Here is a 26,302-nt window from a genome sequence, read left to right on the forward strand (position 1 = left end):
CCGGCTCTCGTCGTCGGGCGACGAGAGCCGCCCGGAGGGTTCTTCGTACTGTGCGCCCCACGCCGAGCCGCAGCAAGGAGAACTTCGTTGATCAATGGACTCACCATGGACGACCGCCCGCTCACCCTGACCGCGGTCGTCGAGCGTGCCGAAACGTTTCACCACGGTCGCTCCGTCGTCACCCGGCGCCCGGACGGTGGCATCGTCCGGACCACGCTGGGCGCCTGCGCGCACAGGGCCCGGCGCCTCGCGGCCGCGCTCGTGTCCCTGGGAGTGGAAGCGGGGGACCGGGTCGCGACACTGCTGTGGAACCAGGCCGAACATCTGGAACTGTATTTCGCGGTGCCCTCGATGGGGGCCGTGATCCACACACTCAACCCCCGGTTGCACCCCGATGACCTGGGTGCCATCGCCGCCGACGCGGACGACAAGGTCCTCGTCGTCGACGACTCATTGCTCGGGGTGCTGGCGGGGTTCCATGACGCGCATGCCTTCCGGCACATCGTCGTCGTGGGCCGCGCCGACGACACACCGGTGGGGACACGGGGCTACGAAGAGCTGATCGCCTCCGCCGAGCCGATGCGGTGGCCGGTCCTGGATGAACGGCGGGCGGCCGCGATGTGCTACACGTCGGGCACGACCGGCCGCCCCAAAGGGGTGGTGTACTCGCACCGAGCCCTGGTGCTCCACTCCCTGGTGGCGGCACTGCCGGACCAGTTGGAGGTCTCGGCTCGCGACACGGTGCTGCCGGTCGTGCCGATGTTCCACGCGAACGCGTGGGGTCTGCCGTACGCCGCCGCCCTCACCGGCGCCGCTCTGGTGCTGCCCGGCCCCCGGCTCGACCCGGTGAGCGTGCTGGACCTCCTGGCCGGGGAGCGCGTCACCATGACCGCCGGTGTCCCCACCGTGTGGATGGGGATGCTCGCCGCCCTCGACGCCGAGCCCTGGCGGTGGGACCTCGACGGGCTGGAGCGGCTCATCGTGGGCGGTGCCGCCGTGCCCCGCAGCATGCTCGAAGGCTTCGACCGGCATGGACTGCACGTCATCCAGGCCTGGGGCATGACGGAGACCGCTCCTGTCGGCAGTGTCTGCCGCCTGCCCGAAGAGCTCGACGGGGCCGCGCCCGACGAGAGGTACGAGTTCCGTGGCCGGCAGGGCATCGCCGCCCCGTTCGTCGACATCCGGGCCAGAGGCGACGGCGGCCGGCTGATCGCCTGGGATGACCGGGCCATGGGCGAGCTGGAGGTCCGCGGTCCCTGGGTCGCGGCGTCGTATCACCCCCGTGGCTCCGGTGCGGCGAGCTTCACCGCCGACGGCTGGTTCCGTACCGGTGACATCGTCCGCATCGACTCCCGTGGCTGCCTCCGCATCTGCGACCGCGCCAAGGATCTCGTCAAGTCCGGCGGTGAATGGATTTCCTCGGTGGACCTGGAGAACCACCTCATGGCCCACCCCGCCGTGGCCCAGGCCGCGGTCATCGCCGTCTCCGACGACCGCTGGGGCGAGCGGCCGCTCGCTGTCATCGCGCTCCACGAGGGCGCCACCGCATCACCCGACGAGCTGCGCGAGCACCTGAGCCGGGAGTTCGCGAAATGGCAGCTGCCCGACCGGTTCGAGTTCATGGCCACGATCCCGACGACCGCGACCGGCAAGTTCCAGAAGACCGCGCTGCGCGAGCGATTCACGCTCGGTGGCTGATTCGTCATTCCCAGGAAGGAATTCACCATGGCCAGGTTCGACATCACCATGACCAATGCCGCCGTCGAGCGGCTGATCGAGACCACCGACAACCCCCGCCATCTCTATCTCCTGCACGCCTACAACCGGCACCGCTACCTGGAGATGGCGGGGCGCTGGGAAGAGATCTTCGCGCCCGAGATGACCGTGGAGCACCCCGTCTACCACTTCAACGTCTTCGGCACCCACACGATCCTCGAGGGCGCCGACGCGGTGAAGAGCGTCTACAGCGAGTGGGCGCGGACCGGACAGTCGATCTTCTATGCCGAGAACGAGAAGCTGGCCGTCGGTGACAACGTCATCTGCTCCACCGCGGTGCTCTACCAGCAGACGCCCGGTGCCGTGCTCGCCGCCGGCGGTGCGCCGGTCGACCCCGATGCCACGTACCTGGTCAAGAACCTCGAGCACATGATCTGGCCGTACGACGACGAAGGGCGGCTGGTCGGTGAGGACGTGTGGGAGGTCGACGAATCCACGCGCGAGATCATCCCGCTGGATCCCTCCCAGGTGCTGACGTCCAGTCAGTCCGCCGCGCTTCTGGAACCGCTGATCAAGCCCCTCCCCATCCGCCCCTTCTGATCCCGCGCGGTAGGTCCTGCGCCGTCCCCGGCCGGCCGATGTGGCGGCACACGATGCCGGGAGTCGCGGACGCCCCGTTGAGCTGTCGCCTCATGACGTTATAACCTCTAACGAAAGCGTGAGGTTCTATCTGCCGGGCGGGTGCGCGGTGTTGGCGCGCGCCCGCCCGACGGGCAGCTCTCACGTCCCTGACCGACAACGCGTCTCCGACCGCGAGGAGAACTCCATGTCCGGCATCCATGGCACTGGTGTCCGCGCTTCTCTGGCAACCGTCCCGCTCGTCCTCGGCCTCCTCGGTGCCGCCGCCCCCGCCGGGGCCGTCGGCTCCCACACCTCCCACCCCGGCAGGTCCCTCACCTGCCGGGGGAAGGGCGTCGACCCCGACGCTCTCGTCCGCCACCGGACCGAGACCGTGATCAATGCCCCGCTGCGCACCATCTGGAAGGCGCAGACGGACGTGGAGGGCTGGCCCTCCTGGCAGCCCTCCGTCCAGACGGTGGAGCGCCTCGACCACGGCCCCTTCCACAAGGGTTCGGCGTTCCGGTGGAGGGTTCCGGTGCCCCCCAACCCCTCGACTCCCGCCACCAGCCTGGAGATCACCTCGACCGTCCGGCAGATCAAGCACCACTCGTGCATCCGCTGGACCGGCCCCGCGGTCGGCGAAGGGCTGCGTATCGACGGCGTCCACATCTGGAACTTCACCGAGGTCAAGGGCGGTGCCGTCCGTGTGGGCACCGAGGAGACCCATACCGGCGACCAGGTCGAAGCGGACGTACCCGCCGCCACCCGGATCCTCCGCGCCGGCCTCGAAGCATGGCTGCGCGATCTGAAGTCCGCGGCCGAAGCCCGTGCCCACCACCGGCCGTGGTGACCCGTGCGGCGGGACCCCGCTCATCCGCTCGATGCCGCCGCACCTCCACCTGCCCCGCTTCGAGACGGGTGGACAGGTCATCCGGGGTGCGGCGGCATCCGCAGTTCAGATGTCGCGGAAGGTCTCGATCTGGGCGCCGATCGAGTTCAGCCGCTCCGCCAGGTCCTCGTAACCGCGGTTGATGACATAGACGTTGCGCAGTACCGAGGTGCCGGGTGCCGCCATCATCGCCAGCAGCACCACCACCGCGGGCCGCAGCGCGGGCGGGCACATCATCTCGGCGGCGCGCCAGCGGGTCGGGCCCTCGACCAGGACCCGGTGCGGGTCGAGCAGTTTGACGTGCGCGCCCAGCCGGTTGAGCTCGGTCAGATAGATGGCGCGGTTGTCGTAGACCCAGTCATGGATCAGCGTCGAGCCCTGGGCGGCGGCCGCGATGGCGGCGAAGAAGGGCACGTTGTCGATGTTGACACCGGGGAACGGCATCGGGTGGATCTTGTCGATCGGGGCCTGGAGCTTGGACGGGCGGACCGTCAGATCGAGCAGCCGGGTGCGGCCGTTGTCCGCCGGGTACTCCCGGGAGCGCTCGTGGTCCAGCCCCATCTCCTCCAGGATGGCCAGCTCGATCTCCAGGAACTCCACCGGAACCCGCCGGATCGTCAGCTCCGACTCCGTCACCACGGCGGCGGCCAGCAGGCTCATCGCCTCCACCGGGTCCTCGGAGGGCGCGTAGTCCACGTCCCGGTCGATGTCGGTGACCCCGTGCACGGTGAGGGTGGTGGTGCCCACGCCCTCGACCTTCACCCCCAACTCCTCCAGGAAGAAGCACAGGTCCTGGACCATGTAGTTGGAGGAGGCGTTGCGGATCACCGTGACCCCGTCGTGCCGGGCGGCGGCCAGCAGCGCGTTCTCGGTCACGGTGTCACCGCGTTCGGTCAGCACGATGGCGCGGCCGGGGGTGACCGAGCGGTCCACCTGGGCGTGGTACATCCCGTCGGTGGCGGTCACTTCGAGGCCGAAGGGGCGCAGTGCGGTCATATGGGGCTGCACGGTGCGGGTGCCGAGGTCGCAGCCGCCCGCGTAGGGGATCCGGAACCGGTCCAGCCGGTGCAGCAGCGGACCGAGGAACATGATGACGCTGCGTGTCCGGCGGGCGGCCTCGGTGTCCATGGTGGCGAGGTCGAGTTCGGCGGGCGGCACGATCTCCAGATCGGCCCCGTCGTTGATCCAGCGGGTGCGGACGCCGATGCTGCCGAGCACTTCGAGGATGCGGTAGACCTCCTCGATCCGGGCGACCCTGCGCAGCGTCGTACGGCCGGAGTTGAGGAGCGAGGCGCACAACAGCGCCACACAGGCGTTCTTGCTCGTCTTCACGTCGATGGCGCCGGAGAGTTGGCGGCCGCCCACCACCCGCAGATGCATCGGACCGGCGTAGCCCAGGGAGACGATCTCGCTGTCCAGGGCCTCCCCGATCCTGGCGATCATCTCAAGACTGATGTTCTGATTCCCCCGCTCGATGCGGTTGACCGCGCTCTGGCTGGTGCCGAGCGCCTCGGCGAGCTGTGACTGGGTCCAGCCGCGGTGCTGTCGGGCGTCACGGATGAGCTTGCCGATACGTGAGAGGTAGTCGTCAGTCATAACTCCGAGGCTATCTCAGATATGAGATGCGTATGGTGCTCGTGAGGTGGGCGTGGCGCGGTCTGTCCAGTTGGAAGTTGTTCTACTAATATGCGAACAAGGGGGTTGCCATGCACCGTTCCGTCCGCCGCGCGATCGTCGTCGCCGCGCCGTTCCCGCTGGCCTGGGCCGGTGTGGTGGGAGTCTTCACCGCACTGGCCGGCCGATTGCCGGACCGGCTCGCCACTCACTTCGGCACCTCCGGCCGGGCCGACGGATTCACCGGTCCGGGTGCCTTCCTCTCGGTGGTGACGGCCCTCTTCCTCGTCCCCGGAGCGGTCGCCGCGGGGCTCGCCTCCCGCGCACGCACCCCGCTCGGGGAGCGGCGGGTGATGGTCGCTGTCGGTTACGGAGCCCCCGCCCAGCTCGGCTGTGTCCTCGTCCTGCTGCTCCTCGCCAATGCCGAGGCCGGGACGGCGGGTCCGGAAGGGGTGGAGTTCCCGCTGTGGCGGCTGGCGGCGTCCTCCGCCGTCGCGGTGGCCGTCGGCTGGATGGGCTGGCTGCTCGCGGGGCTGGACACCGCGCCACCGGCCGGAGGCGCCGACCCGGGCCGCGGGCCGCGTCTTCCGCTCGCCGAGGGGGAGTTGGCCGGCTGGACCCGCGCCGTGGGATCGCCGGTACTGCTCGGCGTGGGCGGGACCGCCGCCGTGCTCGGCGGGGCGCTGGCCTTCGCCGCGGGTCCGGCGGCCGGGCTGCCGCCGGCCGCCATCGGCTCGGTCGTCGCGCTGTTCTCCGGCTGCCGGGTGACCGTGGACCGCCGGGGTCTGACCGTCACCGCCCGGTTCGCCCCGCGCCCCCGGCTGCGGGTGCCGCTGGAGCGGATCGAGGGCGCCCTCAGCCGGGAGGTCCGCGCCGCGGAACTGGGCGGCTGGGGCTACCGGTCGGCGGCGGGGCGCAGCGGTCTGGTGCTCCGCTCGGGCGAGGCGCTGAGCCTGCGGCTGGCCACCGGCCGGGAGTTCGTGGTGACCGTGGACGACGCGGCCACCGCGGCCGCCCTGCTCAACACCCTCGCCGAACGAGGCCGTACGACCGCTCCGGAAAGGCGGGGCTGAGATGCTCTTCCGTGTCGACCCCGGCTCCCCCGTCCCGCTGGGGGACCAGATCGCCGCCTCGGTGCGCGGCGCCATCGCCGACGGCTCGGTGGGCCCCGGCGAGCGGCTGCCCGCCGCCCGCGCCCTCGCCGACTCCCTAGGCGTCAACCTGCACACGGTGCTCCGGGGCTATCAGCGCCTCCGTGACGAGGGCTTGATCGAACTGCGCCGCGGCCGCGGCGCGGTGGTCGGCGCGGACCACTCACCCGCCCGCGCCCGCCTCCTGGACGGCGTTCAGGGCCTGGTGGCGGAGGCCCGTTCGCTGGGCCTCTCCGACGAGGAGGTCCTGTCGCTGGTCAGAGCCCGCCTCGCAAGCGGCTGAACGAGCGCCCTCGAGGCGCGACCCTCCAGGGAGGTCAGAGCTCCGAAGTGTCCAGCTCCAGATCGAACGGTTCCGGGAGCGCGAGGGGGGTGCCGAAGGGGAGGGGGCCGTCCGCCCTGGTGTAGCCGAGGTTCCCGGGCGCCGAGTACAGCGTGCAGGCGCGCTGCTGCCGGTCGACCAGGAGATACAGCGGCGCGCCGTACTCGGCGTAGCGGCGGCGCTTGACGATCCGGTCGGTGTCCCCATTGGAGTCGGAGGTGATCTCGACGACCAGCAGGGTCTGATCAGGGGTCAGTGCTTCCCCACCTTTTGCGAGCTCACGGGGCACGACGGCCAGATCCGGCACGTACCAGTTGCTGCTGCCAGGCAGATCCAGATTGCCTGACCCGGCTCGGCAGTCGAGCTTGCGCAAGGCGGGACCGATCTGCTCGCGGATCAGGTCCGCCGCGTTCTCGTCATCCCAGCTCGGTGACAACGGTGTGATGACCCCCTCGACGATCTGCACCCGGTCGTCCCCCTGGATGTGCTGGATCGCGTACTTCAGCGCGGTTTCGGGGTCGTCGGCCGCATACGAGGCGGCGCCCTCATGAGGTTGTGCGCTCATCGGTCCTCCATGAGACGTCGGGGATGCGGCACGTCGACTCTGCCAGGTGTATCGCAATCCTCCTCGGGGGAGGGCGGTTCGGCCCGTTCCTCACCCATACCGCTGAGGGTCCCCCGTCACCAGCGCCGCCAGTGAGCGGGCCGGGCCGTCGACCGCCGGGCCGTGGAGGAGGTCGGTGCGGTGGGTCAGGCGCGGGGCGATCAGCGGGACCGTGGCCGTGCCGGGTACACCCTCGGCGGCGGTGTGCGGCAGCAGGGCCAGACCGTGGCCCGCGGCGACCAGTGCCAGCAGTCCGCGCACCTCCGTGCCCTGGTAGGTCAGTGCGGCGCGGAAGCCGCCGGTGCGGGCCAGGGCGCGGAGCCGGACGAGGGGCATCGCGGTGTCCGGGGCGTCCAGCCAGCGGCTGTCGGCGAGGTCGGCCAGGCGCAGACCGAGCCGCCGGGCCAGCGGATGGCCGGCAGGCAGCGCCACGACGAGCGGGCCCTCGGCGACCCCGGCCGCGGTGAGCGCTCCGGCGGGGGCCGGCGGCGGGTCGGCGGGGGCGGCCGGGCCGTCGATCAGGCCCAGGTCCAGCGCCCCGCGCGCCAGCGCGGCCGGGACCTCCTGGCGGCCCAGGACCCGCACCGTGATCCGCACGCCGGGGTGGGTCCCGCGCATCTGCTTCAGCGCCGCCGCGATCCGCGGGGTGAGGGCCAGGGGTGAGGCGCCGAGTGTCAGCCGGGCGGTTCCGGGCCCGGCCAGCCGCTCCACCTCCGCCCGGGCCGCGTCCAGCCGCACCAGCAGCGGACCGGCGTGCTCCAGCAGCCGCGCCCCCGCGGTGGTGAGCGTCACCGGCTGCCGGGTGAGCAGCGGGGCGCACAGATCCGCCTCCAGCGTCGCGATGTGCCGGGACACCGCCGACGGGGTGGACCCCAGCTCGTGGGCGGCCTCGGCGAGGGAGCCGCAGCGGGCCACGGAGACGAAGGTACGGAGCAGGTGCGGATCCATGGGGAGCAGTATCGCGGTGGGCACGGGCGGCCGGGTGCGGAACTCCGAGCCCTCCGCGACCAGTTCGGCCCGCCCCGGCCGGCGCCCCGCGCACGGGACCGCGCCATAAGCGGAACGGTCCGCTCACCGCGGGGACCGGGGCGGTCCCGGTCCGGCCACTTTCGGCCGCCCCCGGACTTCGCCGGACGCCGCCGAACGTGACGGACGCCGCACCGGGCCCGCGCCGGACCCGCCGCGGTCCGTCCGTGATCCGCCACGACCTGCGGCGGACCCGCCCGACGATCACCCGTTCCGGTGACCGCGCCACCCGCCCCCACGCGGCGTGACACCCCTCCGCGGCAGGGCAGAGCTGACCGCGCGAGGGTGATGTATTAGAGTTATCTCGACATCGAGATATCTGCTGAAGGTGCACCGCCTTCCACTCGCACCGGTAAGGGTTACCTAACTTAGCCCTACCTTAGCGGACGGGCGCGGGCGGGCGGCGGCAGCATTGCGGTGGTACGCGCGAATTCATGCATGAAGGAGACTGTCGTGTCGGCGAACAGCTTCGACGCCCGCAGCACGCTGCAGGTGGGCGACGAGTCGTACGAGATCTTCAGGCTGGACAAGGTGGAGGGGTCCGCCCGCCTGCCGTACAGCCTGAAGGTGCTGCTGGAGAACCTGCTCCGCACCGAGGACGGCGCGAACATCACCGCCGACCACATCCGGGCGCTCGGTGGCTGGGACTCCCAGGCCCAGCCCAGCCAGGAGATCCAGTTCACGCCGGCCCGCGTGATCATGCAGGACTTCACCGGTGTGCCCTGTGTGGTCGACCTCGCCACCATGCGTGAGGCCGTCAAGGAGCTGGGCGGTGACCCGGCGAAGATCAACCCGCTGGCCCCGGCCGAGCTGGTCATCGACCACTCCGTCATCGCCGACAAGTTCGGCACGAAGGACGCCTTCGGCCAGAACGTGGAGCTGGAGTACGGCCGCAACAAGGAGCGCTACCAGTTCCTGCGCTGGGGCCAGACCGCCTTCGACGAGTTCAAGGTCGTCCCGCCCGGCACCGGCATCGTCCACCAGGTGAACATCGAGCACCTGGCCCGGACGGTCATGGTCCGAGGCGGCCAGGCCTACCCCGACACCCTCGTCGGCACCGACTCGCACACCACCATGGTCAACGGCCTCGGTGTGCTGGGCTGGGGCGTCGGCGGTATCGAGGCCGAGGCCGCGATGCTGGGCCAGCCGGTCTCCATGCTCATCCCGCGCGTCGTCGGCTTCAAGCTCACCGGTGAGCTGAAGCCCGGCACCACCGCCACCGACCTGGTGCTGACCATCACCGAGATGCTGCGCAAGCACGGCGTCGTCGGCAAGTTCGTCGAGTTCTACGGCGAGGGCGTCGCCGCCACCTCGCTGGCCAACCGCGCCACCATCGGCAACATGTCGCCGGAGTTCGGCTCCACCGCCGCGATCTTCCCGATCGACGACGAGACCCTGAACTACCTGCGCCTGACCGGCCGCGACGCCCAGCAGGTCGCGCTGGTCGAGGCGTACGCCAAGGAGCAGGGGCTCTGGCTCGACCCGGCCGCCGAGCCCGACTTCTCCGAGAAGCTGGAGCTGGACCTCTCGACGGTCGTCCCGTCGATCGCCGGTCCGAAGCGCCCGCAGGACCGCATCGTCCTGGCCGAGGCCGCCACGCAGTTCGAGCGCGACGTCCTCAACTACGTCGCGGACGCCGACGAGGCCGGCGAGGAGTCCTTCCCGGCCTCCGACGCCCCGGCCGCCGTCAACGGCGTGCCGAGCCGCCCGGTCACGGTCACCGCCCCCGACGGTTCGACCTACGAGATCGACCACGGTGCGGTGACGGTCGCGGCCATCACCTCCTGCACCAACACCTCGAACCCGTACGTCATGGTCGCCGCCGCGCTCGTCGCGAAGAAGGCCGTGGAGAAGGGCCTGACCCGCAAGCCGTGGGTCAAGACCACCCTCGCCCCGGGTTCGAAGGTCGTCACCGACTACTTCGACAAGGCGGGGCTCACCCCCTATCTCGACAAGGTCGGCTTCAACCTCGTCGGCTACGGCTGCACCACCTGCATCGGCAACTCCGGCCCGCTGCCGGAGGAGGTCTCCAAGGCCGTCAACGACCACGACCTCGCGGTCACCTCGGTCCTCTCCGGCAACCGGAACTTCGAGGGCCGGATCAACCCCGACGTCAAGATGAACTACCTGGCCTCCCCGCCGCTGGTCGTCGCGTACGCCCTCGCGGGCTCCATGAAGGTGGACATCACGCGTGACGCCCTGGGTACCGACCAGGACGGCAACGCGGTCTTCCTGAAGGACATCTGGCCGTCCGAGGCCGAGGTCAACGATGTCGTGGCCAACGCCATCGGCGAGGACATGTTCAACAAGTCCTACCAGGACGTCTTCGCGGGCGACGCCCAGTGGCAGGCGCTGCCGATCCCGACCGGCAACACCTTCGAGTGGGACGCGGAGTCGACCTACGTCCGCAAGCCCCCGTACTTCGAGGGCATGCAGCACGAGCCGGCCCCGGTCTCCGACATCGCCGGCGCCCGCGTGCTGGCCAAGCTCGGCGACTCGGTGACGACGGACCACATCTCGCCCGCCGGTGCGATCAAGGCCGACACCCCGGCCGGCAAGTACCTCACGGAGCACGGCGTCGAGCGCCGCGACTTCAACAGCTACGGCTCCCGCCGCGGCAACCACGAGGTCATGATCCGCGGCACGTTCGCCAACATCCGGCTGCGCAACCAGATCGCGCCGGGCACCGAGGGCGGTTTCACCCGCGACTTCACCCAGGCCGACGCGCCGGTGTCGTTCATCTACGACGCCTCCCGCAACTACATCGAGCAGGGCATCCCGCTGGTCGTCCTGGCCGGCAAGGAGTACGGCTCCGGCTCGTCCCGCGACTGGGCCGCCAAGGGCACCGCGCTCCTCGGCGTCAAGGCCGTCATCGCCGAGTCCTACGAGCGCATCCACCGCTCGAACCTCATCGGCATGGGCGTCCTCCCGCTGCAGTTCCCGGAGGGCGCGAACGCCGAGTCCCTCGGCCTGACCGGCGAGGAGACCTTCTCCTTCACCGGCGTCGAGGAGCTCAACAACGGCACCACGCCGCGCACCGTCAAGGTCACCACCGACACCGGTGTCGAGTTCGACGCGGTCGTCCGCATCGACACCCCCGGTGAGGCGGACTACTACCGCAACGGCGGCATCATGCAGTACGTGCTGCGCTCGCTGATCCGCAAGTAAGGCCGATCCGCACGCAGGCACGCCGATCCCGGCGACGGCCGGACGGGCCGCACCCCCGAGCGGGGTGCGGCCCGTCCGCGTACCCGGTGTCCCGGATCAGAGGAAGGTCCCCGAGGGGATGTAGGGCGCAGGGGGCGGCATACCGCGCAGACAGACATAGCCGCCGGCGGACAGTTCGAGCCCGGCTTCCAGACCCACGTCCACCGCCCACTGCTGCTCGGCGGTCAGCGCCGGGACCCGGGCGTCCGCGCCCTCCGGCAGACACAGCAGGGCCGCCGTCAGCAGCCGCTTGGCCAGCCGGCGCGAGGTGGCGGCCAGCAGCTCGACCTTGCCGTCCTCGCCGACGTAGCAGTAGCCGCTGCCCGCCAGGTCGTCCACCACCAGCAACCGCCGCTGAGCCATCAGCAGTTCGTGGTCGACCCCGTGGGCGCCGCCCCGGGTGCGGCGGTCCACCGAGTCCAGCAGGTCCCGGTGGCGGGCCACCCCCTCGTGCACCGCGCCGTCCGGCGGGGACAGCCGCGCCTTGGTCTCCGGGCCGACGGTGCCGCGCAGCCGCATCGCCGGATGCACGGCGAACCCCGCACGCCGGTAGGTGGCCACCGCACGCGGATCCTCGGATCCGCAGATGATCCCGCGCAGACATCCCCGGCCGTACAGCAGCGTCGCCGCGAGCAACTCCCGGCCGACGCCCTGCCGCTGGGCCCGCGGCAGCACCGCGAACATCGACAGCCCCCAGGTGCCCTCGCGGCGCGTGGACAGCGCGGCGCCCAGCGGCATTCCGCCGTCCTCCACGGCGAGCCAGCAGCCGCCCGGATCGCTGCGGGCGAGATGCCGGTTGCGGTCGTGGACCTCGGCGACGTACTCCGGTGGCCAGCCGTCCGGGCCCGCGAGCGCGGCGGCGTCCCCGAACGCGGCCGAGACCACCTCCCACACCGCCTCGGCGTCCTTGTCGGTGTCGTGCAACTGGCGGAGGATCATGTCTCCATCCTGCCCAATCGGCGGGCGCGGGCGGGCGCGATGAACATGATGACCGCGCCGCGTGTCCGGGGCGCACGGAAGCGCCGCTGTCCGCCGGGGGCGATTCTGCTGACAGCAGGGAACCCTGGGCCGGACCGCGATGAGCGGGCAGAGTCGCCGTCATGAGACTTCTGATGCTGGGCGGGACGGAGTTCGTGGGCCGGGCCGTCACCGAGGAGGCGCTGGCCCGCGGGTGGGAGGTCACGGTGTTCCACCGCGGCCACCACCCCCCGCCGCCCGGGGTCACCGCACTGCACGGCGACCGCACCGCCCCCGGCGGACTCGCCGCCCTGGAGCGCGGGGTGTGGGAGGTCGTGGTGGACACCTGGTCGGGCGCGCCCTCGGCGGTCCGGGACACCGCGCGGCTGCTCACCGGGCGCGCCGGGACGTACGCCTACGTCTCCAGCCGCTCGGTGTACGCCTATCCGGCCCCGGCCGGGCTGGCGGAGGACGGGCCGGTGGTGGAGGCATCCCCGGACGCCGACGGCGGCGACTACGCCACCGTGAAACGGGGCGGGGAGCTGGCGGTCCGCGATGCCTTCGGCGAACGGGCCCTGCTGGCCCGTGCGGGGCTGGTCATCGGCCCCTACGAGAACATCGGGCGGCTCCCCTGGTGGCTGAACCGGATCGCCCGCGGCGGTCCGGTGCTCGCCCCCGGTCCGCGTGATCTGCCCCTCCAGTACATCGACGGGCGCGACCTCGCCCGGTGGGTGCTGGACGCCGCACAGGGCGGGCTCGGCGGTGCGTACAACGTGGTCAGCCCGCCGGGTCACACCACGATGGGGGAGCTGCTGGAGAGCTGTGTCCGGGTCACCGGATCCGGGGCGGAGCTGCGCTGGGCCGCTCCGGAGACCGTGCTGGCGGCCGGGATCGAGCCGTGGACCGAACTGCCGGTCTGGCTGCCGCCGGGAGAGCTGTGCGACACCATGCACCGCGGCGATGTCTCCAAGGCGCTGGCGGCGGGACTGCGCTGCCGCCCGGTGGCCGAGACGGTGGCGGACACCTGGACCTGGCTGAGCGCGCTGGGCGGGGTGGCCCCGCACCGTCCGGACCGCCCGCCGGTGGGTCTGGACGCCGAACGGGAGGCCGAGGTGGTGCGGAACCTGTGACCCGCGCCCGGCCGTCCCCGTGCCCCGGCGGCACGGGGACGGCCGTGGTGCGCGGCGTCAGTACGCGGCCACCGTCCCGCCCTCCGGGACCCGGAAGCAGGCGGAGACCAGTGTGAAGCCGATCCCCGGCTCCGCGCCGCGTTCGGCGTCCCGCGCGGTCGGGATGAGCAGGGTGGCCTTCAGCGTGAAGGGTGCCCGGGCGCAGTCGGCGATCAGATACGGCGCCGCGGCGACGGTCTCCTCCCGCCCCTCGGAAACGATCGTCCAGCCGTGCCGGGGCAGGTCCTCCCGGAGTCCCTCCCAGGCGGTGCGCAGCTCGTCGGCCGGAACCCCGTACACCGACCACGGGTGCCGGATGACGTAGAAGGTGTCGGGGTCCAGATCGCCGCACGGGCCCACACCCGGGCCCGGTGCGGTGGTCCGCCCCTTCACCCGCAGCAGGTCGTACAGCTCGCTGGAGAGCCGCCCGGCCTCCCGCCGCGGCGCGGAGACCTCCCGCACCTCGGCGGCGCGGCCCGGGATGTCGGATGCGGACATCACGGCCCCCGCTACCGTACGCGGACGTCGTCGTAGCGGCCCGCCACCACCCGCGCCTGGTTCTCCAGGGTCTCGGACCCGGCGAGCCAGTAGTTGCCGTGACCGGTGGTGTCGGTGGTCATCTGGCGGGCACCGAACTCCCCGTCGCTGGGCGTCACCCAGTGCAGCCCCTCGCGGTGGCCGTGGGACACGGCACCCCAGTCGGGGACCCAGTCGTCGTCGGCCGTCTGGTTCCAGACGTGTCCCTCGGGTACGTCCAGCTCCCGCGCCCGGCCCACCTGGACCCCGGGGCTGCCGCTCAGCATCACGTCGTCCGCGGGCAGATCGCCCTGCCGGGCGGCCGACCCCACGACCACGGTGCCGTAGCTGTGGCCCTGCACCGAGATGTGGTCGCCGGCCGACGGGTCGTGCGCGGTGCGCAGCCCCGTCAGGAAGTCGTTGAGGTCTCCCGCCGCCCGGTCGGCGTACTTGTCCTTCATGGCCTCCGGGACGAAGCTCTGCGGGGCGTCGTATCCGTACCAGGTGATCGTGGACACCTTCGGCTCGCCGGGCAGCGCGGTGGCGGCCTGCCACAGATTGGTGCCCGCGATGAGCGGTTTGTTGATCCCGCCGAGCGTGCCCTTGGTGCCGCCGACCATCACCGCGGTGTGGTCGGCGGTGTCCGGATTGCCGTTGGCCACGATCGCGCGCCCGTTCTCCTCGGGGTCGAACGCCAGCAGATACGCCGGGGGGAGTCCACTGCCGGCCGGGGTGTATCCGGACGGCCGGGTGTTGTCGAAGGCGTCCACCTTGCCGGTGTCGTCGAAACGCATCTGAATGCGCTTCATACCGTTGAGCGCGGCCTTGAGGTGTTCGCGCCGCGCGTCCCACGCCCGCCATTCGGAGGTGATGACCGTCGACCGGCCGGCCAGGATGAACTTCGGTTTCGGCGCGGGCGGATAATTGTCCAGTTCGGTCTGGTATTTCGCGCGCTGTTCGGTGAAGACGACCCGGTTGGCCTCATCGCGGTCCTCGACGGGAAGCCCGTTCAGGACCCCCACGCTCGCCGGGTACAGCGAGATGTATTCGGCCCGCTCCTCGGCGGACAGTCCGTTCCACCAGGCCCGGTTCTCCGCGGGTGACTTCTCCTCGGGGACCGGGGGCAGATAGCGGCCCACCGACTCGCTCACCGCGCCGCGGTCCTTCGCGGCGTCGTTCCAGTCCTCCTTGGTCACCGACAGATCGGCTTCCGTGATCAGCTGGCCGAGCGTCCTGGCGTACTTGCCGTCCGCCTCCGCCGCGTCCCCCAGGGCGTCACCGATCCGGTCGGCGAAGCCCTGGGCCCGCATCTGCGGGGTGATGGACACATACGGGGTCCGGCCGTCCCCGGAGGAACCGCCCACGGCGCCCGGCAGCAGCGGCGTGGGCGCGTGGTACTCGACCGAACCGTTCTCCCGGACCGTCATGCCCGCGGTCCGGGCGTCCTGCACGGCGTCGTCGAGCTTCTTCTTCGCCGACCGCAGCTCCGAGGCCAGCCCGTTGAGGGCGGTGAGGATCAGCGCGCACTCCACCTGCGTGTAGTGGAAGTTCTCGCGGAGCCGCTCCAGCCGGGACAGCGCCGCGGTGACGCCGTCACCCTTCAGCGCGCCGCGGAGCTTGGCGTTGATCTCCTGGTCGAGACGGTCCTTGGCGGCCCCGGCGTTGCTGCTGACCTTGTGCCAGCCGTCCGCGGCCTGTTCGAACTGTGCGGGGTCGAGCGCCCGCAGCTGTGCGTAGGTCACCACGGCCGGTCACCAGCTCCCCGAGGGGCCGCCCGGCGGCGGGACCGGCCGGGTCTTCTGCTCCCTGAAGAGCTTCTCGATGGCCTCGTCCTGTCGGGCGAGGTCATTGCCCGCCTTGGTCAGCTTGCCCATCAGCTCGGCGCACTCGTCGCGGACGACGGAGAGCCGGGCCTCCCAGGAGTTGAAGACCCGCTGTTGCGTCCCCGTGCTCTCCAGGCCCGCCACGGACTTCCCGCCGACGCCGGCGCCGTCCTGGCCGTGGCGGAGGTCGCCCAGGGCCCGCACCACGTTGCGGTGCAGATCGCCCAGGGATGTCGATGCGGTATTCCACGGGCCTTTCGACGACTTCAGATCGCCGTCGCCGGCACCGTCCTTACCCGCACCCGTTTCCCCGTTCACACCCGCCAGCCGGGTACTGACTCCGTCACGGCCGGTATCCGTTCCACCGGCGGTGGCATAGAACTCCTGCCACCGCTCGGACAGTCGTACGTCCCCCATACTGCCCTTTCTCTATCCGCTCAGGTGTTCCCAGCGCGGAACTAGGAAGGTAACAGAGCGAATTCAGCCGGGGAACTCCGAACAGGCCGCTGTGACAAGGGTGTTGAGGCCGGGGCCCGCGTCATGGCGGGCCCCGGCCCCGGCCGGCCTCAGCCGAGCAGTTCGACCTCCGCGAGGGTGGCCCTGTCATCGGCCACCAGACGGTAGTGGCCGTACGATCCGGGCGTGCGGACCGAGAAGACCCGGGTCTGCCGGTCCCAGGTGAAGGACTGGTCCGACCGCCGGTCAAGGTCCTTCCAGTGCGAACCGTCGGCCGAACCCTGGAGCGTCCAGCCGGATGGCGCGTCGCCCCGGTCCGCCGAGGTCAGGGTGTACTGCACGGCGCGGCCGGGATCCTTGACCGGCAGGTCCACCGAGGTGAAGGCGGTCTGCGTGCCCGAGGTGTCGTCCAGCAGGGCGGTACCGCCGCCGGGCACCGTCAGATCGCCGCGCGGCGAGGGCACCTCGTCGTCCCGGGTGACGGAGGAGGGCGCAGCGCCCTTCCCCGTACCCCAGCGCGAGGGCTTGGGGCCCATGGTGAAGTCCAGCGTGCCGCCCCGGGCGAGGAGCCTGTGCGGGAGCGCGGTGCTGTGCCAGGGCTTGCCGTTCACCCGAAGGCCCTGGACGTACACGTTCCGCGCGCTGTTGCGCGGGGCCCTGATCACCAGGTCGCGGCCGTTGTCCAGGTGCACCGTGGCCTTGGTGAACAGCGGCGAGCCGACCGCGTACTCCGAACCGCCCATCACCAGCGGATAGAACCCCAGCGCGCTGAAGACGTACCAGGCGGACTGCTCGCCGTTGTCCTCGTCGCCGTGGTAGCCCTGACCGATCTCGCTGCCGGTGTAGAGCCGGGAGAGCACCTCGCGTACGGTCGCTTGCGTCTTCCAGGGTTGTCCCGCCGCGTCGTACATGTAGGCGGCGTGATGGGCGACCTGATTGCTGTGGCCGTACATGCCCATGCGGACATCACGGGCCTCGGTCATCTCGTGGATGACGCCGCCGTAGGACCCGGCGAACTCGGGGGAGGCGGTCTCCGGGGTGGTGAAGTAGGTGTCCAGCTTCTTCGCGAGCCCGGACCGGCCGCCGTAGAGGTTGGCCAGGCCCCGGCTGTCCTGGGGCGCGGTGAAGGCGTAGCCCCAGCCGTTGGTCTCGGTGTAGTCGTGGCCCCAGACCCGGGGGTCGTACTTCTCCGGCGGCAGCCGCCACTTCCCGTCCGCGTCCCGGCCCTGGAAGAACCCGGCCCGGGGGTCGAAGAGCCGGACGTAGTTCCGGGCACGGTTCAGGAAGTACTCCGACTCCTTCTTGTAGCGCGCCTTCTTGGTCCTGGCGTAGAGCGCCTCGCCCATGCGCGCGATCCCGAAGTCGTTGAGGTAGCCCTCCAGCGCCCAGGACAGACCCTCATGGGTCTCGGTGCTCGTGTAGCCGAGGAAGGGGGAGGTGGCCATGCCCTTGCGGCCGACACCGGGGGAGGGCGGGACGGTGGTCGCGTTCTTCACCGCCGCCTCGTACGCGGCCTCCCCGTCGAGCCCGACGCCCTTGAGGTAGGCGTCCGCGAAGGCCACGTCGGAACTGGTGCCGGTCATCAGGTCGGCGTAGCCGGGGGAGGACCAGCGGGATATCCAGCCCCCGTCCTTGTACTGCTGGACGAAGCCGTCGGCCAGCTCGGCCGCCCGCCGGGGGGTGAGCAGGGAATAGGCGGGCCAGGTGGTGCGGTAGGTGTCCCAGAACCCGTTGTTGACGTAGACCTTGCCGTCGACGATCTTCGCGCCGGTGCGGGTCGGGGTGTTCTCGCCGGTGGGTCCGGAGAAGGGGCTCGCGTACCGGTAGCGGGGCTTGCGGACGGTCCCGGTGTTCTCGAAGGCGGAGTTGGGATACAGGTACAGCCGGTAGAGGCTGGAGTAGAGGGTGGTGAGCTGGTCCGGGTCGGCCCCCTCGACCTCGATCACCCCCAGCACCTCGTCCCAGGCCCGCTGGGCCTCCCGCTCGACCCGGGCGAAGGAGGACGACTCCGGAATCTCCCGCTCCAGATTGGTCTTCGCCTGGTCCACGCCGAGGAGCGAGGTGGCCAGCCGCAGGGTCACGGTGCGGTCCTCGCCGGGGGCGAAGCGGAAGTAGCCGGTGACGTCCTCGCCACCGCCGCCCGGCAGTCTGCCGCTCGCGGTCACGGGCGCGTCGAAGACGCCGTAGACGAACATCCGGGTGGCGCCGGTGGACAGTCCGCTCTTCACATCGGAGTAGCCGCTCACCACCCCGCGTTCCGCGTCGAGGGTCAGCCCGCCGTCACCGGAGACGTTGTCGAACAGGACGCTCGCCTGCTTCCCCGGGTAGGTGAAGCGCATCATCGCCGCGTGGTCGGTGGGCGCGATCCGGGTCTTCAGCCCGTTCTCGAAGGTCACCCCGTACGCGTACGGCCGGGCGGTCTCGCGTTCATGGCGGAACGGCAGCGCGCGGGCGGTCCGGGAGGCGTCCGGGACGCCGGACGCGGCGGACGGCATCAGCTGGAAGGTCTGCCGGTCGCCCATCCAGGGGCTGGGCTCGTGGCTGGTGCCGAACGCCTGGATGGTGGGGAGGTTGTCGGCGTTGTTGGCGCGGGCGTACTGGTAGAGCCAGTCGGTGGAGCCCGCGTTCGTCACCGGCGTCCAGAAGTTGAAGCCATGGGGTACGGCGGTGGCCGGGAAGGTGTTGCCGCGCGAGAAGGAGCCGCTGGAGTTGGTGCCGCGGGTGGTCACGGCGTGGTCGGACAGATGCGCCGGGGGCTTCTCCGGCCGCTCCGGGGTCAGCGAGATGTCGTCCACCCACCCCTGGAACCGCGCCGGACCCTTGGGGGAGTCGTACGCCACCAGGATCCGGTCGACCGTCCGGCCCGCGGCGACCGCGCCGATCCGGGACTCCTTGTGGTTCCACTGGTTGACGTAGAGCGTCTTGGAGGCCGCCTGTCCGTCCGGGCTCATCCGGGCGCCGTGCTGGTCCACCGCCCCCGCCAGCTCGCTGAGGTAGCTGCCGTCGGTGAAGGCGAGGTCGACGGAGACATGGGTGGCCGGATAGGAGAGATCGGTCTCCGGCATCGAGGGGAAGACCCGGTACGAGAGCACGGTGTTCCGGTCGACGGCCGTGTTCGCGTCGAAGACCTTGTTGTACGCATACGCGCGGCCGTCCGGTTTGTGGGTGCCCGCGTAGCGCAGCGCGTGGGTGCCGGTGAAGCCCGCGCGCGCCTTGGCGGTGGGCGACCCGGTGGGGCCGCGGTCGGTGTGGCTGCGCATCTCGGAGGGGGCGGGCGGGGCGCCGCCGGCGACCGCCAGCTGCACCTCGGCGAGCTGGACGAGGTCGTCCCCGGCGTTGCGGGTGATCTCCAGCCGGAAGTGCCGGTAGCCGGTGGAGTTGTCGAAGCCGAACTCCCGGGTCTGCTGGCGCGAGCCGAAGGTCTCGCCCTCGCGGCTGTCCAGGGCGGTCCAGTGCGAGCCGTCGGCGGAGCCCTTGAGGGTCCAGTCCTTCGGGTCGCGGCCGGGGGCGTCGTTGGCGGAGGTGAGGGCGTAGCGGACGGCCTCGACCGGTTCGCTCACCTCGAACTCCAGCCACGCGGTCTTCTCGAACACGAGCCATTTGCTGGTGAGCTCGCCGTCGACCAGGTTCTCCTTGGTCTCCCCGCCGGAGGCGTTCTCCCCGCTGGCCCGGACCCCGGTGACCTTGTCGGTGACGTTGCCGGGGATACCGGAGGCGTAGCCGCCGTCGACGCCGGAGGCCTTCTTCTTCCCGTCGGGGCCGGTCTCGACCGTGTCGCGCCAGTCCGGCTGTGGATCGTCCGCTTCGAAGGACGAGGCGAACGTCCGCTCGGCGCGGTCCGCGGTGTCCGGTCCGCGCGGTACGGCCGTCGCCGTGCCCTGTGCCGTGACCGCCAGCAGAACGGCGGCCAGCAGGGCGGCCGTTCGTCCGGTTCTCCGTCGTCGCCGCGGTCGTCCCTGTCGCATGCTCCGCCTCCCCATGCGTATGACAACGTTGTCAAGCTGTATCGCGCAGAGATAAGTAGGACGGCCGGGGGAGGGCGGTGTCAAGAACGCGACGGGGATCGGACTCGGCGGGAGGCGGAGCGACGGCCCGGCCCACGCACCGTGGGCCGTACGCCCGTTGGGGGGTACGGCCCACGGCCATCAGGGTGATTCGGAAGCGCGGTCAGTCGGCGGTGTCGGACTTGGTGCCGAGGGAGAGCCGGCACTTCTTCGCCTTCTTGGCGCTGTCCGCCTCGAACGCCACGACCTTGATGGTCTTGTCGGAGTCGCCCGGGACCGAGGCGTCGGACTTGGTGCCCGTGGTCACCACCTTGCCCCCGTCGTCCACGAAGCCGACCAGCAGGGTGTAGTAGGCGGTGGTGGAGCTGGAGTTGCTGATCTTGATGTTGGCGTAGGGCTTGCCGTCCGATCCCCAGCCGCAGGTGCCCATCTTGGCGTCCGAGGTGACCAGGCCGGATCCGCCGGTGGGGCTGTCCGTGGGGTCGTCATACGGGTCGTCGGTGGGGTCTTCGGTCGGCTCTTCGGTGGGCTCGACGGGGAGCTGGGCCATGCCCTTGCCTATCGCGGCGCCGCCCTTGGTGTCTCCTGCCGATGAGCCGCCACCGTCGGAGCCGCATCCCGCGGTCAGAGCGAGTGTCGCGGCCACGACAACGCTGGTGGTCAAGGGGAGCTGCTTCCGGGACACGGGGGAACCGCCTCTCGAGTGATCATGCGCACGGCGGCACGCCGTACGGGCTGTGGCCCCCTACGGTATGTCGGACAGGTCTCAACTCGGGAAAGACTGTTACCCAATGAAGATTCGATCTTGCCCAGTTGATACCAAGTGGACTATACCTGTCGCCCCAGGGGGAGGGCCGCACCGCCGCCCTCTTGACGCGGGCCCGGCGGGCCTCCGCACTCCCCGGCGCACACCCAGCAATACTCCGCTTCACGCTTCAACTGACCCGCGGTGTCGGGCCCCTCGCCGGAGGCGAGATGTACGGGAGACCGTTACACCGCCTGAGTCCTGACGAAGGCGAGGACTTGAGCATGGGATCCACATCGGATGTCGGCCGCCGTGACCTGGTAAAGCGGTCAGCGGCGCTCGGACTGATCGCCGTGCCGTCCGTCAGCGTGCTGACTGCCTGCGCAAGCGGCGGCGACGACGATTCCAACAAGGTCGACAAGGGCAAGAAGAGCGCCAAGAACCCGCTTGCCGTCAATGAGAGCGCCGGACTCGACGTCGTCATCTTCGACGGCGGCTTCGGTCAGCAGTACGCCAAGGACGCGGAGAGCGAGTTCACCAAGGCGTTCCCGAAGACCGAGGGCAAGGTCAAGCACTCGGCCACCCAGAAGATCCAGACCACCCTCCAGCCGCGCTTCAACGGCGGCACCCCGCCGGACCTCATCGACAACTCCGGCGCCGAGCAGATGGACTTCGGCACCCTGGTCGGCAAGAAGCAGCTGACGGACCTCACCCCGCTGCTGGACGCGCCCTCCATCGACGACCCGAAGAAGAAGGTGCGCGACACCCTCCGCCCCGGTGTCGTGGAGATGGGGCAGTTCGAGGGCAAGCCCGTCTGGGTGCTCTACTACGCCTACACCGTCTACGGCGTCTGGTACTCCAAGACCAATCTGGCGAAGCTGGACGTGGAGTACCCGGAGACCTGGGACGACATGCTCGCGGTCTGCGCCAAGGCCAAGAAGAAGGGCATCGCGGGCTGGACCTACCCGGGCAAGTACCCCTACTACCTGCCCTTCAGCCTCTATCCCTTCATGGCGAAGATCGGCGGCGCCGATGTCCTGACCGCCATCGACAACCTGGAGCCCAACGCCTGGAAGCACCCGGCCGTCAAGGCCGCCTTCGAGGCGTACTACGAGCTCTACCGGAAGGGCTACATCCTCAAGGGCACCCCGGGGCTGACCCACATCGAGTCCCAGACCGCGTGGAACGAGGGCAAGGCGCTGTTCATCCCGAACGGTTCCTGGGTGGAGAACGAGGCGAAGAAGACCACGCCGAAGAACTTCCAGATGACCGTGGCGGCGCCGTCCAGCCTGGACAGCGGGGACAAGATGCCGTTCGGCACCCTGTGGGCCTCCGGCGGTGAGCCCTTCATCGTGCCCAAGTCGGCGAAGAACCCCGAGGGCGGCATGGAGCTGCTGCGCATCATGCTGGGGGAGAAGTCCACCAAGAACTTCGTCCAGCAGGTCTCCTCGCTCACCTCGCTCAACGGCGGCACCGAGGGCCTGTCCCTGCCGCCGGGGCTGGCGTCCGCGCAGGAGGCCCTGGAGAAGGCCGGGAAGAACGTCGTCAACCCGCGGCTCCAGGACTGGTACGTGGCGCTCCAGAAGCAGCAGATCGGCGTCGGCGTGCTGGGCGAGATGATGGCGGGCCGGATGAACCCGGCCGAGGCGATCAAGAAGATCCAGAGCTTCGCCGACGCGACGGTCAAGGACGACGCCGTCAAGAAGTACAAGCACGTCTGATGACATTCGACGCGTCACCAGCGGTCGTGGCCGCGGGGGAAGACCGAGGTCGGTGAGATGGAGAAGGTCAGGACTCGGACCGGTCCGCGGGACGTGGGCAAGGTACGGCCCGTGAGCGGTCAGGACCCCCGGCCCGGGGTGGTCCGGTGGTTCCAGAAGTACGGCTTTGTCATCGGATTCCTGGTGCTGCCGGTCTCGTTGTACGCGGTCTTCGTGATCTCGCCGTTCGTCCAGGCCATCCTCTACTCGTTCACCGACTGGACCGGCCTGAGCTCCGACTTCAAGATGGTCGGGTTCGACAACTACGACTGGCTGCTCCACGACGACCTCTTCTGGAAGGCGGTCGGGCACAACGTCCTGCTGCTGCTGGTCGTACCGCTGGTGACGCTCGGCCTCGGGCTCTTCTTCGCCTTCATGCTCAACGTGGGCGGCCGGGGCCGGAAGAACTCGGCCGTGTCCGGAGTGCGCGGATCGAGCCTCTACAAGGTCGTGTACTTCTTCCCGCAGGTGCTGTCGATCGCGATCGTCGCCCTGCTGTTCCAGTTCACCTACAACCCGCGCAACGGGGCGCTCAACGCCTTCCTGGGCGGTATCGGGCTGGGCGCCCTGGAGCAGCAGTGGCTGGCCGATCCGAAGCTGGCCCTGTGGTGCCTGATGGTCGTGATGGTCTGGTGCAACGTCGGTTTCTACGTCGTGCTGTTCTCCGCCGGGATGAGCTCCATCCCCAAGGACTTCTACGAGGCGGCGCTGCTGGACGGGGCGAACCGGATCACCACCTTCTTCCGGATCACCCTGCCGCTGCTGTGGGACACGGTCCAGACCGGCTGGATCTACATGGGCATCCTCGCCCTCGACGCCTTCGCGGTCGTCCAGATCATGACCGTGGGGCCGGGCGGACCCGCCGATTCCACCCAGGTGCTGGGCTACTACGTCTACACCAAGACCTTCCGCGACGGGCAGGCCGGCCGCGCGACCTCGATCGGGGTGGCGATGCTCATCGTCACCATGATCTTCGCGGTCGTGGTGTCCAGGCTGGGCCGGCGCGAACGGCTGGAGTACTGATGCCCGGGCCGTCCACGCACGTCCATGACCACGACCGCCGCCCGACCGACGATCCGGGGGTATCGCAGTGACCTCACCCGCACAGCCCTCGGAACTCCGCGGCGCCGCCAAGGACGACGCCGCCCCGCATGAGCCCGCCGGGGACCAGCTGCCCCCGCGCTACACCCCCGAGGGCCGGATCGGCAGCGAGGGCAAGGTCCTCAACGTCTTCTCCCACGGGATGCTGGTGCTCTGGGCGCTCCTGGTCACCATGCCGCTGCTGTGGGCGGTGATGAGCTCCCTGAAGACCGACAAGGAGATCTTCACCTCCCCCTGGGGGCTGCCCGGCACCCTGCACTTCGACAACTGGTCGCGCGCCTGGAGCAAGTCGAACATCGGTGACTTCTTCGTCAACACCGTCGTGGTGGTGGGGTGCTCACTGGTCGGCACCATGCTGCTGGGCGCCATGGCGGCGTACGTCCTGGCCCGCTTCGAGTTCCCGGGCCGGCGCGTCGTCTACTTCATGTTCGTGGGCGGGATGAGCTTCCCGATCATCCTGGCGCTGGTACCGCTGTTCTTCGTGATGAAGAACCTGGCCCTGCTGAACACCTTCCACGGACTGATCCTGGTCTACATCGCCTATTCGCTGCCGTTCACCGTCTTCTTCCTCACCTCGTTCTTCAAGACCCTGCCGAGCTCGGTGGCGGAGGCCGCCCTGATCGACGGGGCCTCCCAGACCCGCACCTTCTTCCAGGTGATGCTGCCGATGGCCAAACCGGGCCTGATCAGCGTGGGGATCTTCAACTTCCTGGGGCAGTGGAACCAGTACATGCTGCCGACGGTGCTGAACACCGAGGAGGACAAGCGGGTGCTCACCCAGGGTCTGGTGCAGCTCGCGGCCAGTCAGCAGTACAAGGGCGACTGGTCGGCGCTGTTCGCCGGGCTGGTGCTGGCGATGCTGCCGGTGCTGGGTGTCTACATCATCTTCCAGCGGCAGGTCCAGGCCGGGCTGACGGCGGGCGCGATCAAGTAGCGGCGCCTCCTTACACCGGTTGACGGGGCGCCCCCGCCGTTCGGCGGGGGCGCCCCGTACCCTTGCGGAACAGTGGTGCCCCGGCGCGGAACGTCGCACATCAGTACGTTGGCCGCACACCGGCGCGGCGCCGTGCGCACCGTGGTGTCCGGGAGCCGTCCGGAAGGTGTCAAGGACTTGACGTGGGACAACCGAGGCGGCTCATCTTAGAGTTCACATGTTGGAGACACTGTCGGGCCTCACTGTTGCGGCCCGGCCGGCGGAGCGGTCGTCGTGCCGCCCGTGAAGGCGGGAGTGGATGGGCGTGGAGACTCCGGGATCGCAGTCGTCGCTGCACCGGGCCAACCTCGAGCGGGTGGTGCGGGCGGTGCGCATGGCGGGCTCGCTCACCCAGGCGGAGATCGCCCGGAGCACGGGGCTGTCCGCCGCCACGGTCTCCAATATCGTCCGTGAGCTCAAGGACGGGGGAACGGTCGAGGTCACGCCCACCTCGGCGGGTGGCCGCCGGGCCCGCAGCGTCTCCCTGAGCGGGGACGCGGGCATCGTCGTCGGCGTGGACTTCGGCCACACCCACCTGCGGGTCGCCGTCGGCAACCTCGCCCATCAGGTGCTGGCCGAGGAATCCGAGCCGCTGGATGTCGACGCATCCGCCTCACAGGGGCTGGACCGGGCCGAGCAGCTGGTCAGCAGGCTGATCGCGGCCACCGGACTGCGGCAGGACAAGGTGGTCGGCGTCGGCCTCGGTGTGCCCGCGCCGATCGACGTCGAGACGGGCACGCTGGGCTCCACGGCGATCCTGCCGGGCTGGGCGGGCACCAATCCGCGCGATGACCTCGCCCAGCGGCTCGGGGTGCCGGTGCACGTCGACAACGACGCAAACCTCGGCGCCCTCGGCGAGCTGGTGTGGGGATCCGGGCGGGGAGTCGCCGACCTCGCGTACATCAAGGTCGCCGACGGTGTCGGCGCCGGTCTGGTGATCAGCGGACAGATCTACCGCGGTCCGGGCGGCACGGCGGGCGAGATCGGGCACATCACCCTGGACGAGTCGGGTCCGGTCTGCCGCTGCGGCAACCGCGGCTGTCTGGAGACCTTCACCGCGGCCCGCTACATCCTGCCGCTGCTCTACTCCAGCCACGGCATGGATCTGACCGTTGAACGCATGGTGCAGCTGGCCCGCGAGGGCGACCCCGGCTGCCGACGGGTGATCGCGGACGTCGGGCGCCATATCGGCAGCGGAGTGGCGAATCTGTGCAATCTGATCAACCCGAGCCGCATGGTGCTCGGCGGTCAGCTCGCCGAGGCGGGGGAGCTGGTGCTCGCCCCGATCCGCGAATCCGTGGCCCGCTACGCCATCCCCAGCGCCGCACGGCAGCTCTCGGTGATGCCCGGGGCCCTCGGCGGCCGGGCCGAAGTGCTGGGCGCGCTGGCGCTGGTGCTGAGCGAGATGGGCGACTCGACGCTGCTGGACGGAGCCGCCGGTGCGGCGGGGCCGGTTCCGGCCGGAGCGCCTGCCCTGACCTGACCACCTTTGTCCGGTCACGCTGTGTCTATGCGGCCTCGTCCGGCTGCGTTCACTCAGATAACGAATGGCACCGTTGCCATCTCGTTAAGGATTTACTTCTTGACGTCATGCGGGCGGCCGAGTTGACTTCCAGCCACCTCGGCCGCGTGGACGCGGCCTCGTCAG

20 protein-coding genes are annotated in these 26,302 nt (G+C 70.4%); 11 read left to right on the top strand and 9 right to left on the bottom strand.

Annotated elements, in window-relative coordinates; all coding sequences use genetic code 11:
* Positions 1-87 precede the first annotated feature (87 nt).
* The 3 genes from AC07FT_RS05615 (at position 88) to AC07FT_RS05625 (ending at position 3,187) form a co-directional block, all read left to right on the top strand.
* On the top strand, positions 88-1,698 hold the full coding sequence (locus AC07FT_RS05615) for a long-chain-fatty-acid--CoA ligase (protein WP_479174200.1): 1,611 nt from the start codon (positions 88-90) through the stop codon (positions 1,696-1,698).
* A gap of 27 nt (positions 1,699-1,725) precedes the next feature.
* Complete coding sequence (locus AC07FT_RS05620) at positions 1,726-2,316, top strand: hypothetical protein (protein WP_479174201.1); 591 nt, start codon at positions 1,726-1,728, stop codon at positions 2,314-2,316.
* A gap of 226 nt (positions 2,317-2,542) precedes the next feature.
* Positions 2,543-3,187: an SRPBCC family protein gene (locus AC07FT_RS05625; RefSeq protein ID WP_479174203.1), complete on the top strand. Its 645-nt coding sequence runs from the start codon at positions 2,543-2,545 to the stop codon at positions 3,185-3,187.
* A 105-nt stretch (positions 3,188-3,292) separates the two neighbouring features.
* Here AC07FT_RS05625 and AC07FT_RS05630 read toward each other — a convergent pair whose 3' ends face one another.
* Complete coding sequence (locus AC07FT_RS05630) at positions 3,293-4,822, bottom strand: helix-turn-helix domain-containing protein (protein WP_432011750.1); 1,530 nt, start codon at positions 4,820-4,822, stop codon at positions 3,293-3,295.
* 110 nt (positions 4,823-4,932) lie between these two features.
* On the opposite strand from AC07FT_RS05630, the gene AC07FT_RS05635 reads away from it, so the two are divergent.
* Both AC07FT_RS05635 and AC07FT_RS05640 read left to right on the top strand, forming a co-directional pair.
* The gene (locus AC07FT_RS05635) at positions 4,933-5,913 is read left to right on the top strand and encodes a DUF1648 domain-containing protein (protein ID WP_479174205.1); all 981 of its coding nucleotides are present in this window, start codon (positions 4,933-4,935) and stop codon (positions 5,911-5,913) included.
* 1 nt (position 5,914) lies between these two features.
* Positions 5,915-6,274, top strand: coding sequence for a GntR family transcriptional regulator (locus tag AC07FT_RS05640; RefSeq protein ID WP_479174207.1), 360 nt, complete (start codon positions 5,915-5,917; stop codon positions 6,272-6,274).
* Positions 6,275-6,308: 34 nt separating this feature from the next.
* Here AC07FT_RS05640 and AC07FT_RS05645 read toward each other — a convergent pair whose 3' ends face one another.
* Together AC07FT_RS05645 and AC07FT_RS05650 are read right to left on the bottom strand one after the other, a co-directional pair.
* Positions 6,309-6,878 (bottom strand): Uma2 family endonuclease, encoded by a 570-nt coding sequence (locus tag AC07FT_RS05645; RefSeq protein WP_479174208.1) that lies wholly within the window; start codon positions 6,876-6,878, stop codon positions 6,309-6,311.
* Between the two features lie 90 nt (positions 6,879-6,968).
* Entirely contained in the window at positions 6,969-7,865 is an 897-nt protein-coding gene (locus AC07FT_RS05650; protein ID WP_479174210.1) for a LysR family transcriptional regulator, read from the bottom strand.
* 531 nt (positions 7,866-8,396) lie between these two features.
* Here AC07FT_RS05650 and acnA point away from each other — a divergent pair.
* Positions 8,397-11,111, top strand: coding sequence for an aconitate hydratase AcnA (gene acnA, locus AC07FT_RS05655; protein WP_479174211.1), 2,715 nt, complete (start codon positions 8,397-8,399; stop codon positions 11,109-11,111).
* Between the two features lie 96 nt (positions 11,112-11,207).
* On the opposite strand, the gene AC07FT_RS05660 is transcribed toward acnA, so the two are convergent.
* A complete protein-coding gene (locus tag AC07FT_RS05660; protein ID WP_479174213.1) occupies positions 11,208-12,089 on the bottom strand; it encodes a GNAT family N-acetyltransferase in 882 nt (293 codons plus the stop codon).
* Positions 12,090-12,250: 161 nt separating this feature from the next.
* Here AC07FT_RS05660 and AC07FT_RS05665 point away from each other — a divergent pair, with 161 nt between their 5' ends.
* Complete coding sequence (locus tag AC07FT_RS05665; RefSeq protein ID WP_479174215.1) at positions 12,251-13,237, top strand: NAD-dependent epimerase/dehydratase family protein; 987 nt, start codon at positions 12,251-12,253, stop codon at positions 13,235-13,237.
* 57 nt (positions 13,238-13,294) lie between these two features.
* On the opposite strand, the gene AC07FT_RS05670 is transcribed toward AC07FT_RS05665, so the two are convergent.
* The 5 genes from AC07FT_RS05670 to AC07FT_RS05690 all read right to left on the bottom strand — a co-directional run bounded on the left by AC07FT_RS05670 (position 13,295) and on the right by AC07FT_RS05690 (position 20,739).
* The gene (locus tag AC07FT_RS05670; RefSeq protein ID WP_471192972.1) at positions 13,295-13,774 is read right to left on the bottom strand and encodes a hypothetical protein; all 480 of its coding nucleotides are present in this window, start codon (positions 13,772-13,774) and stop codon (positions 13,295-13,297) included.
* An 11-nt stretch (positions 13,775-13,785) separates the two neighbouring features.
* Positions 13,786-15,534 carry an alpha/beta hydrolase gene (locus AC07FT_RS05675; RefSeq protein ID WP_479174217.1) on the bottom strand — a complete coding sequence of 583 codons (1,749 nt, stop codon included), beginning with the start codon at positions 15,532-15,534 and terminating at the stop codon, positions 13,786-13,788.
* Between the two features lie 9 nt (positions 15,535-15,543).
* A complete protein-coding gene (locus AC07FT_RS05680; RefSeq protein WP_479174218.1) occupies positions 15,544-16,032 on the bottom strand; it encodes a hypothetical protein in 489 nt (162 codons plus the stop codon).
* A gap of 149 nt (positions 16,033-16,181) precedes the next feature.
* Entirely contained in the window at positions 16,182-20,036 is a 3,855-nt protein-coding gene (locus AC07FT_RS05685) for a GH92 family glycosyl hydrolase (RefSeq protein WP_479174219.1), read from the bottom strand.
* 202 nt (positions 20,037-20,238) lie between these two features.
* Entirely contained in the window at positions 20,239-20,739 is a 501-nt protein-coding gene (locus AC07FT_RS05690) for a hypothetical protein (protein ID WP_479174221.1), read from the bottom strand.
* A gap of 365 nt (positions 20,740-21,104) precedes the next feature.
* Here AC07FT_RS05690 and ngcE point away from each other — a divergent pair, with 365 nt between their 5' ends.
* From ngcE to AC07FT_RS05710, 4 genes are all read left to right on the top strand, one after another.
* The gene (ngcE, locus tag AC07FT_RS05695; protein ID WP_471192981.1) at positions 21,105-22,541 is read left to right on the top strand and encodes an N-acetylglucosamine/diacetylchitobiose ABC transporter substrate-binding protein; all 1,437 of its coding nucleotides are present in this window, start codon (positions 21,105-21,107) and stop codon (positions 22,539-22,541) included.
* Positions 22,542-22,652: 111 nt separating this feature from the next.
* Positions 22,653-23,603: a carbohydrate ABC transporter permease gene (locus AC07FT_RS05700; RefSeq protein WP_471192983.1), complete on the top strand. Its 951-nt coding sequence runs from the start codon at positions 22,653-22,655 to the stop codon at positions 23,601-23,603.
* A 67-nt stretch (positions 23,604-23,670) separates the two neighbouring features.
* Positions 23,671-24,615 (top strand): carbohydrate ABC transporter permease, encoded by a 945-nt coding sequence (locus tag AC07FT_RS05705; RefSeq protein ID WP_471192985.1) that lies wholly within the window; start codon positions 23,671-23,673, stop codon positions 24,613-24,615.
* A gap of 304 nt (positions 24,616-24,919) precedes the next feature.
* On the top strand, positions 24,920-26,137 hold the full coding sequence (locus AC07FT_RS05710; RefSeq protein WP_471192987.1) for an ROK family transcriptional regulator: 1,218 nt from the start codon (positions 24,920-24,922) through the stop codon (positions 26,135-26,137).
* Positions 26,138-26,302: the final 165 nt, after the last annotated feature.

The organism is Streptomyces sp. NPDC045899 (genome assembly GCF_056431485.1).

What these genes read in the sequence shown, in the direction of transcription:
- AC07FT_RS05620 (WP_479174201.1), top strand. Translation starts at nt 1,726, where the DNA reads ATGGCCAGGTTCGACATCACCATGACCAATGCCGCCGTCGAGCGGCTG.
- AC07FT_RS05625 (WP_479174203.1), top strand. Translation starts at nt 2,543, where the DNA reads ATGTCCGGCATCCATGGCACTGGTGTCCGCGCTTCTCTGGCAACCGTC.
- AC07FT_RS05630 (WP_432011750.1), bottom strand. Translation starts at nt 4,822, where the DNA reads ATGACTGACGACTACCTCTCACGTATCGGCAAGCTCATCCGTGACGCC.
- AC07FT_RS05635 (WP_479174205.1), top strand. Translation starts at nt 4,933, where the DNA reads ATGCACCGTTCCGTCCGCCGCGCGATCGTCGTCGCCGCGCCGTTCCCG.
- AC07FT_RS05640 (WP_479174207.1), top strand. Translation starts at nt 5,915, where the DNA reads ATGCTCTTCCGTGTCGACCCCGGCTCCCCCGTCCCGCTGGGGGACCAG.
- AC07FT_RS05645 (WP_479174208.1), bottom strand. Translation starts at nt 6,878, where the DNA reads ATGAGCGCACAACCTCATGAGGGCGCCGCCTCGTATGCGGCCGACGAC.
- AC07FT_RS05650 (WP_479174210.1), bottom strand. Translation starts at nt 7,865, where the DNA reads ATGGATCCGCACCTGCTCCGTACCTTCGTCTCCGTGGCCCGCTGCGGC.
- AC07FT_RS05660 (WP_479174213.1), bottom strand. Translation starts at nt 12,089, where the DNA reads ATGATCCTCCGCCAGTTGCACGACACCGACAAGGACGCCGAGGCGGTG.
- AC07FT_RS05665 (WP_479174215.1), top strand. Translation starts at nt 12,251, where the DNA reads ATGAGACTTCTGATGCTGGGCGGGACGGAGTTCGTGGGCCGGGCCGTC.
- AC07FT_RS05670 (WP_471192972.1), bottom strand. Translation starts at nt 13,774, where the DNA reads ATGTCCGCATCCGACATCCCGGGCCGCGCCGCCGAGGTGCGGGAGGTC.
- AC07FT_RS05680 (WP_479174218.1), bottom strand. Translation starts at nt 16,032, where the DNA reads ATGGGGGACGTACGACTGTCCGAGCGGTGGCAGGAGTTCTATGCCACC.
- AC07FT_RS05685 (WP_479174219.1), bottom strand. Translation starts at nt 20,036, where the DNA reads ATGCGACAGGGACGACCGCGGCGACGACGGAGAACCGGACGAACGGCC.
- ngcE (WP_471192981.1), top strand. Translation starts at nt 21,105, where the DNA reads ATGGGATCCACATCGGATGTCGGCCGCCGTGACCTGGTAAAGCGGTCA.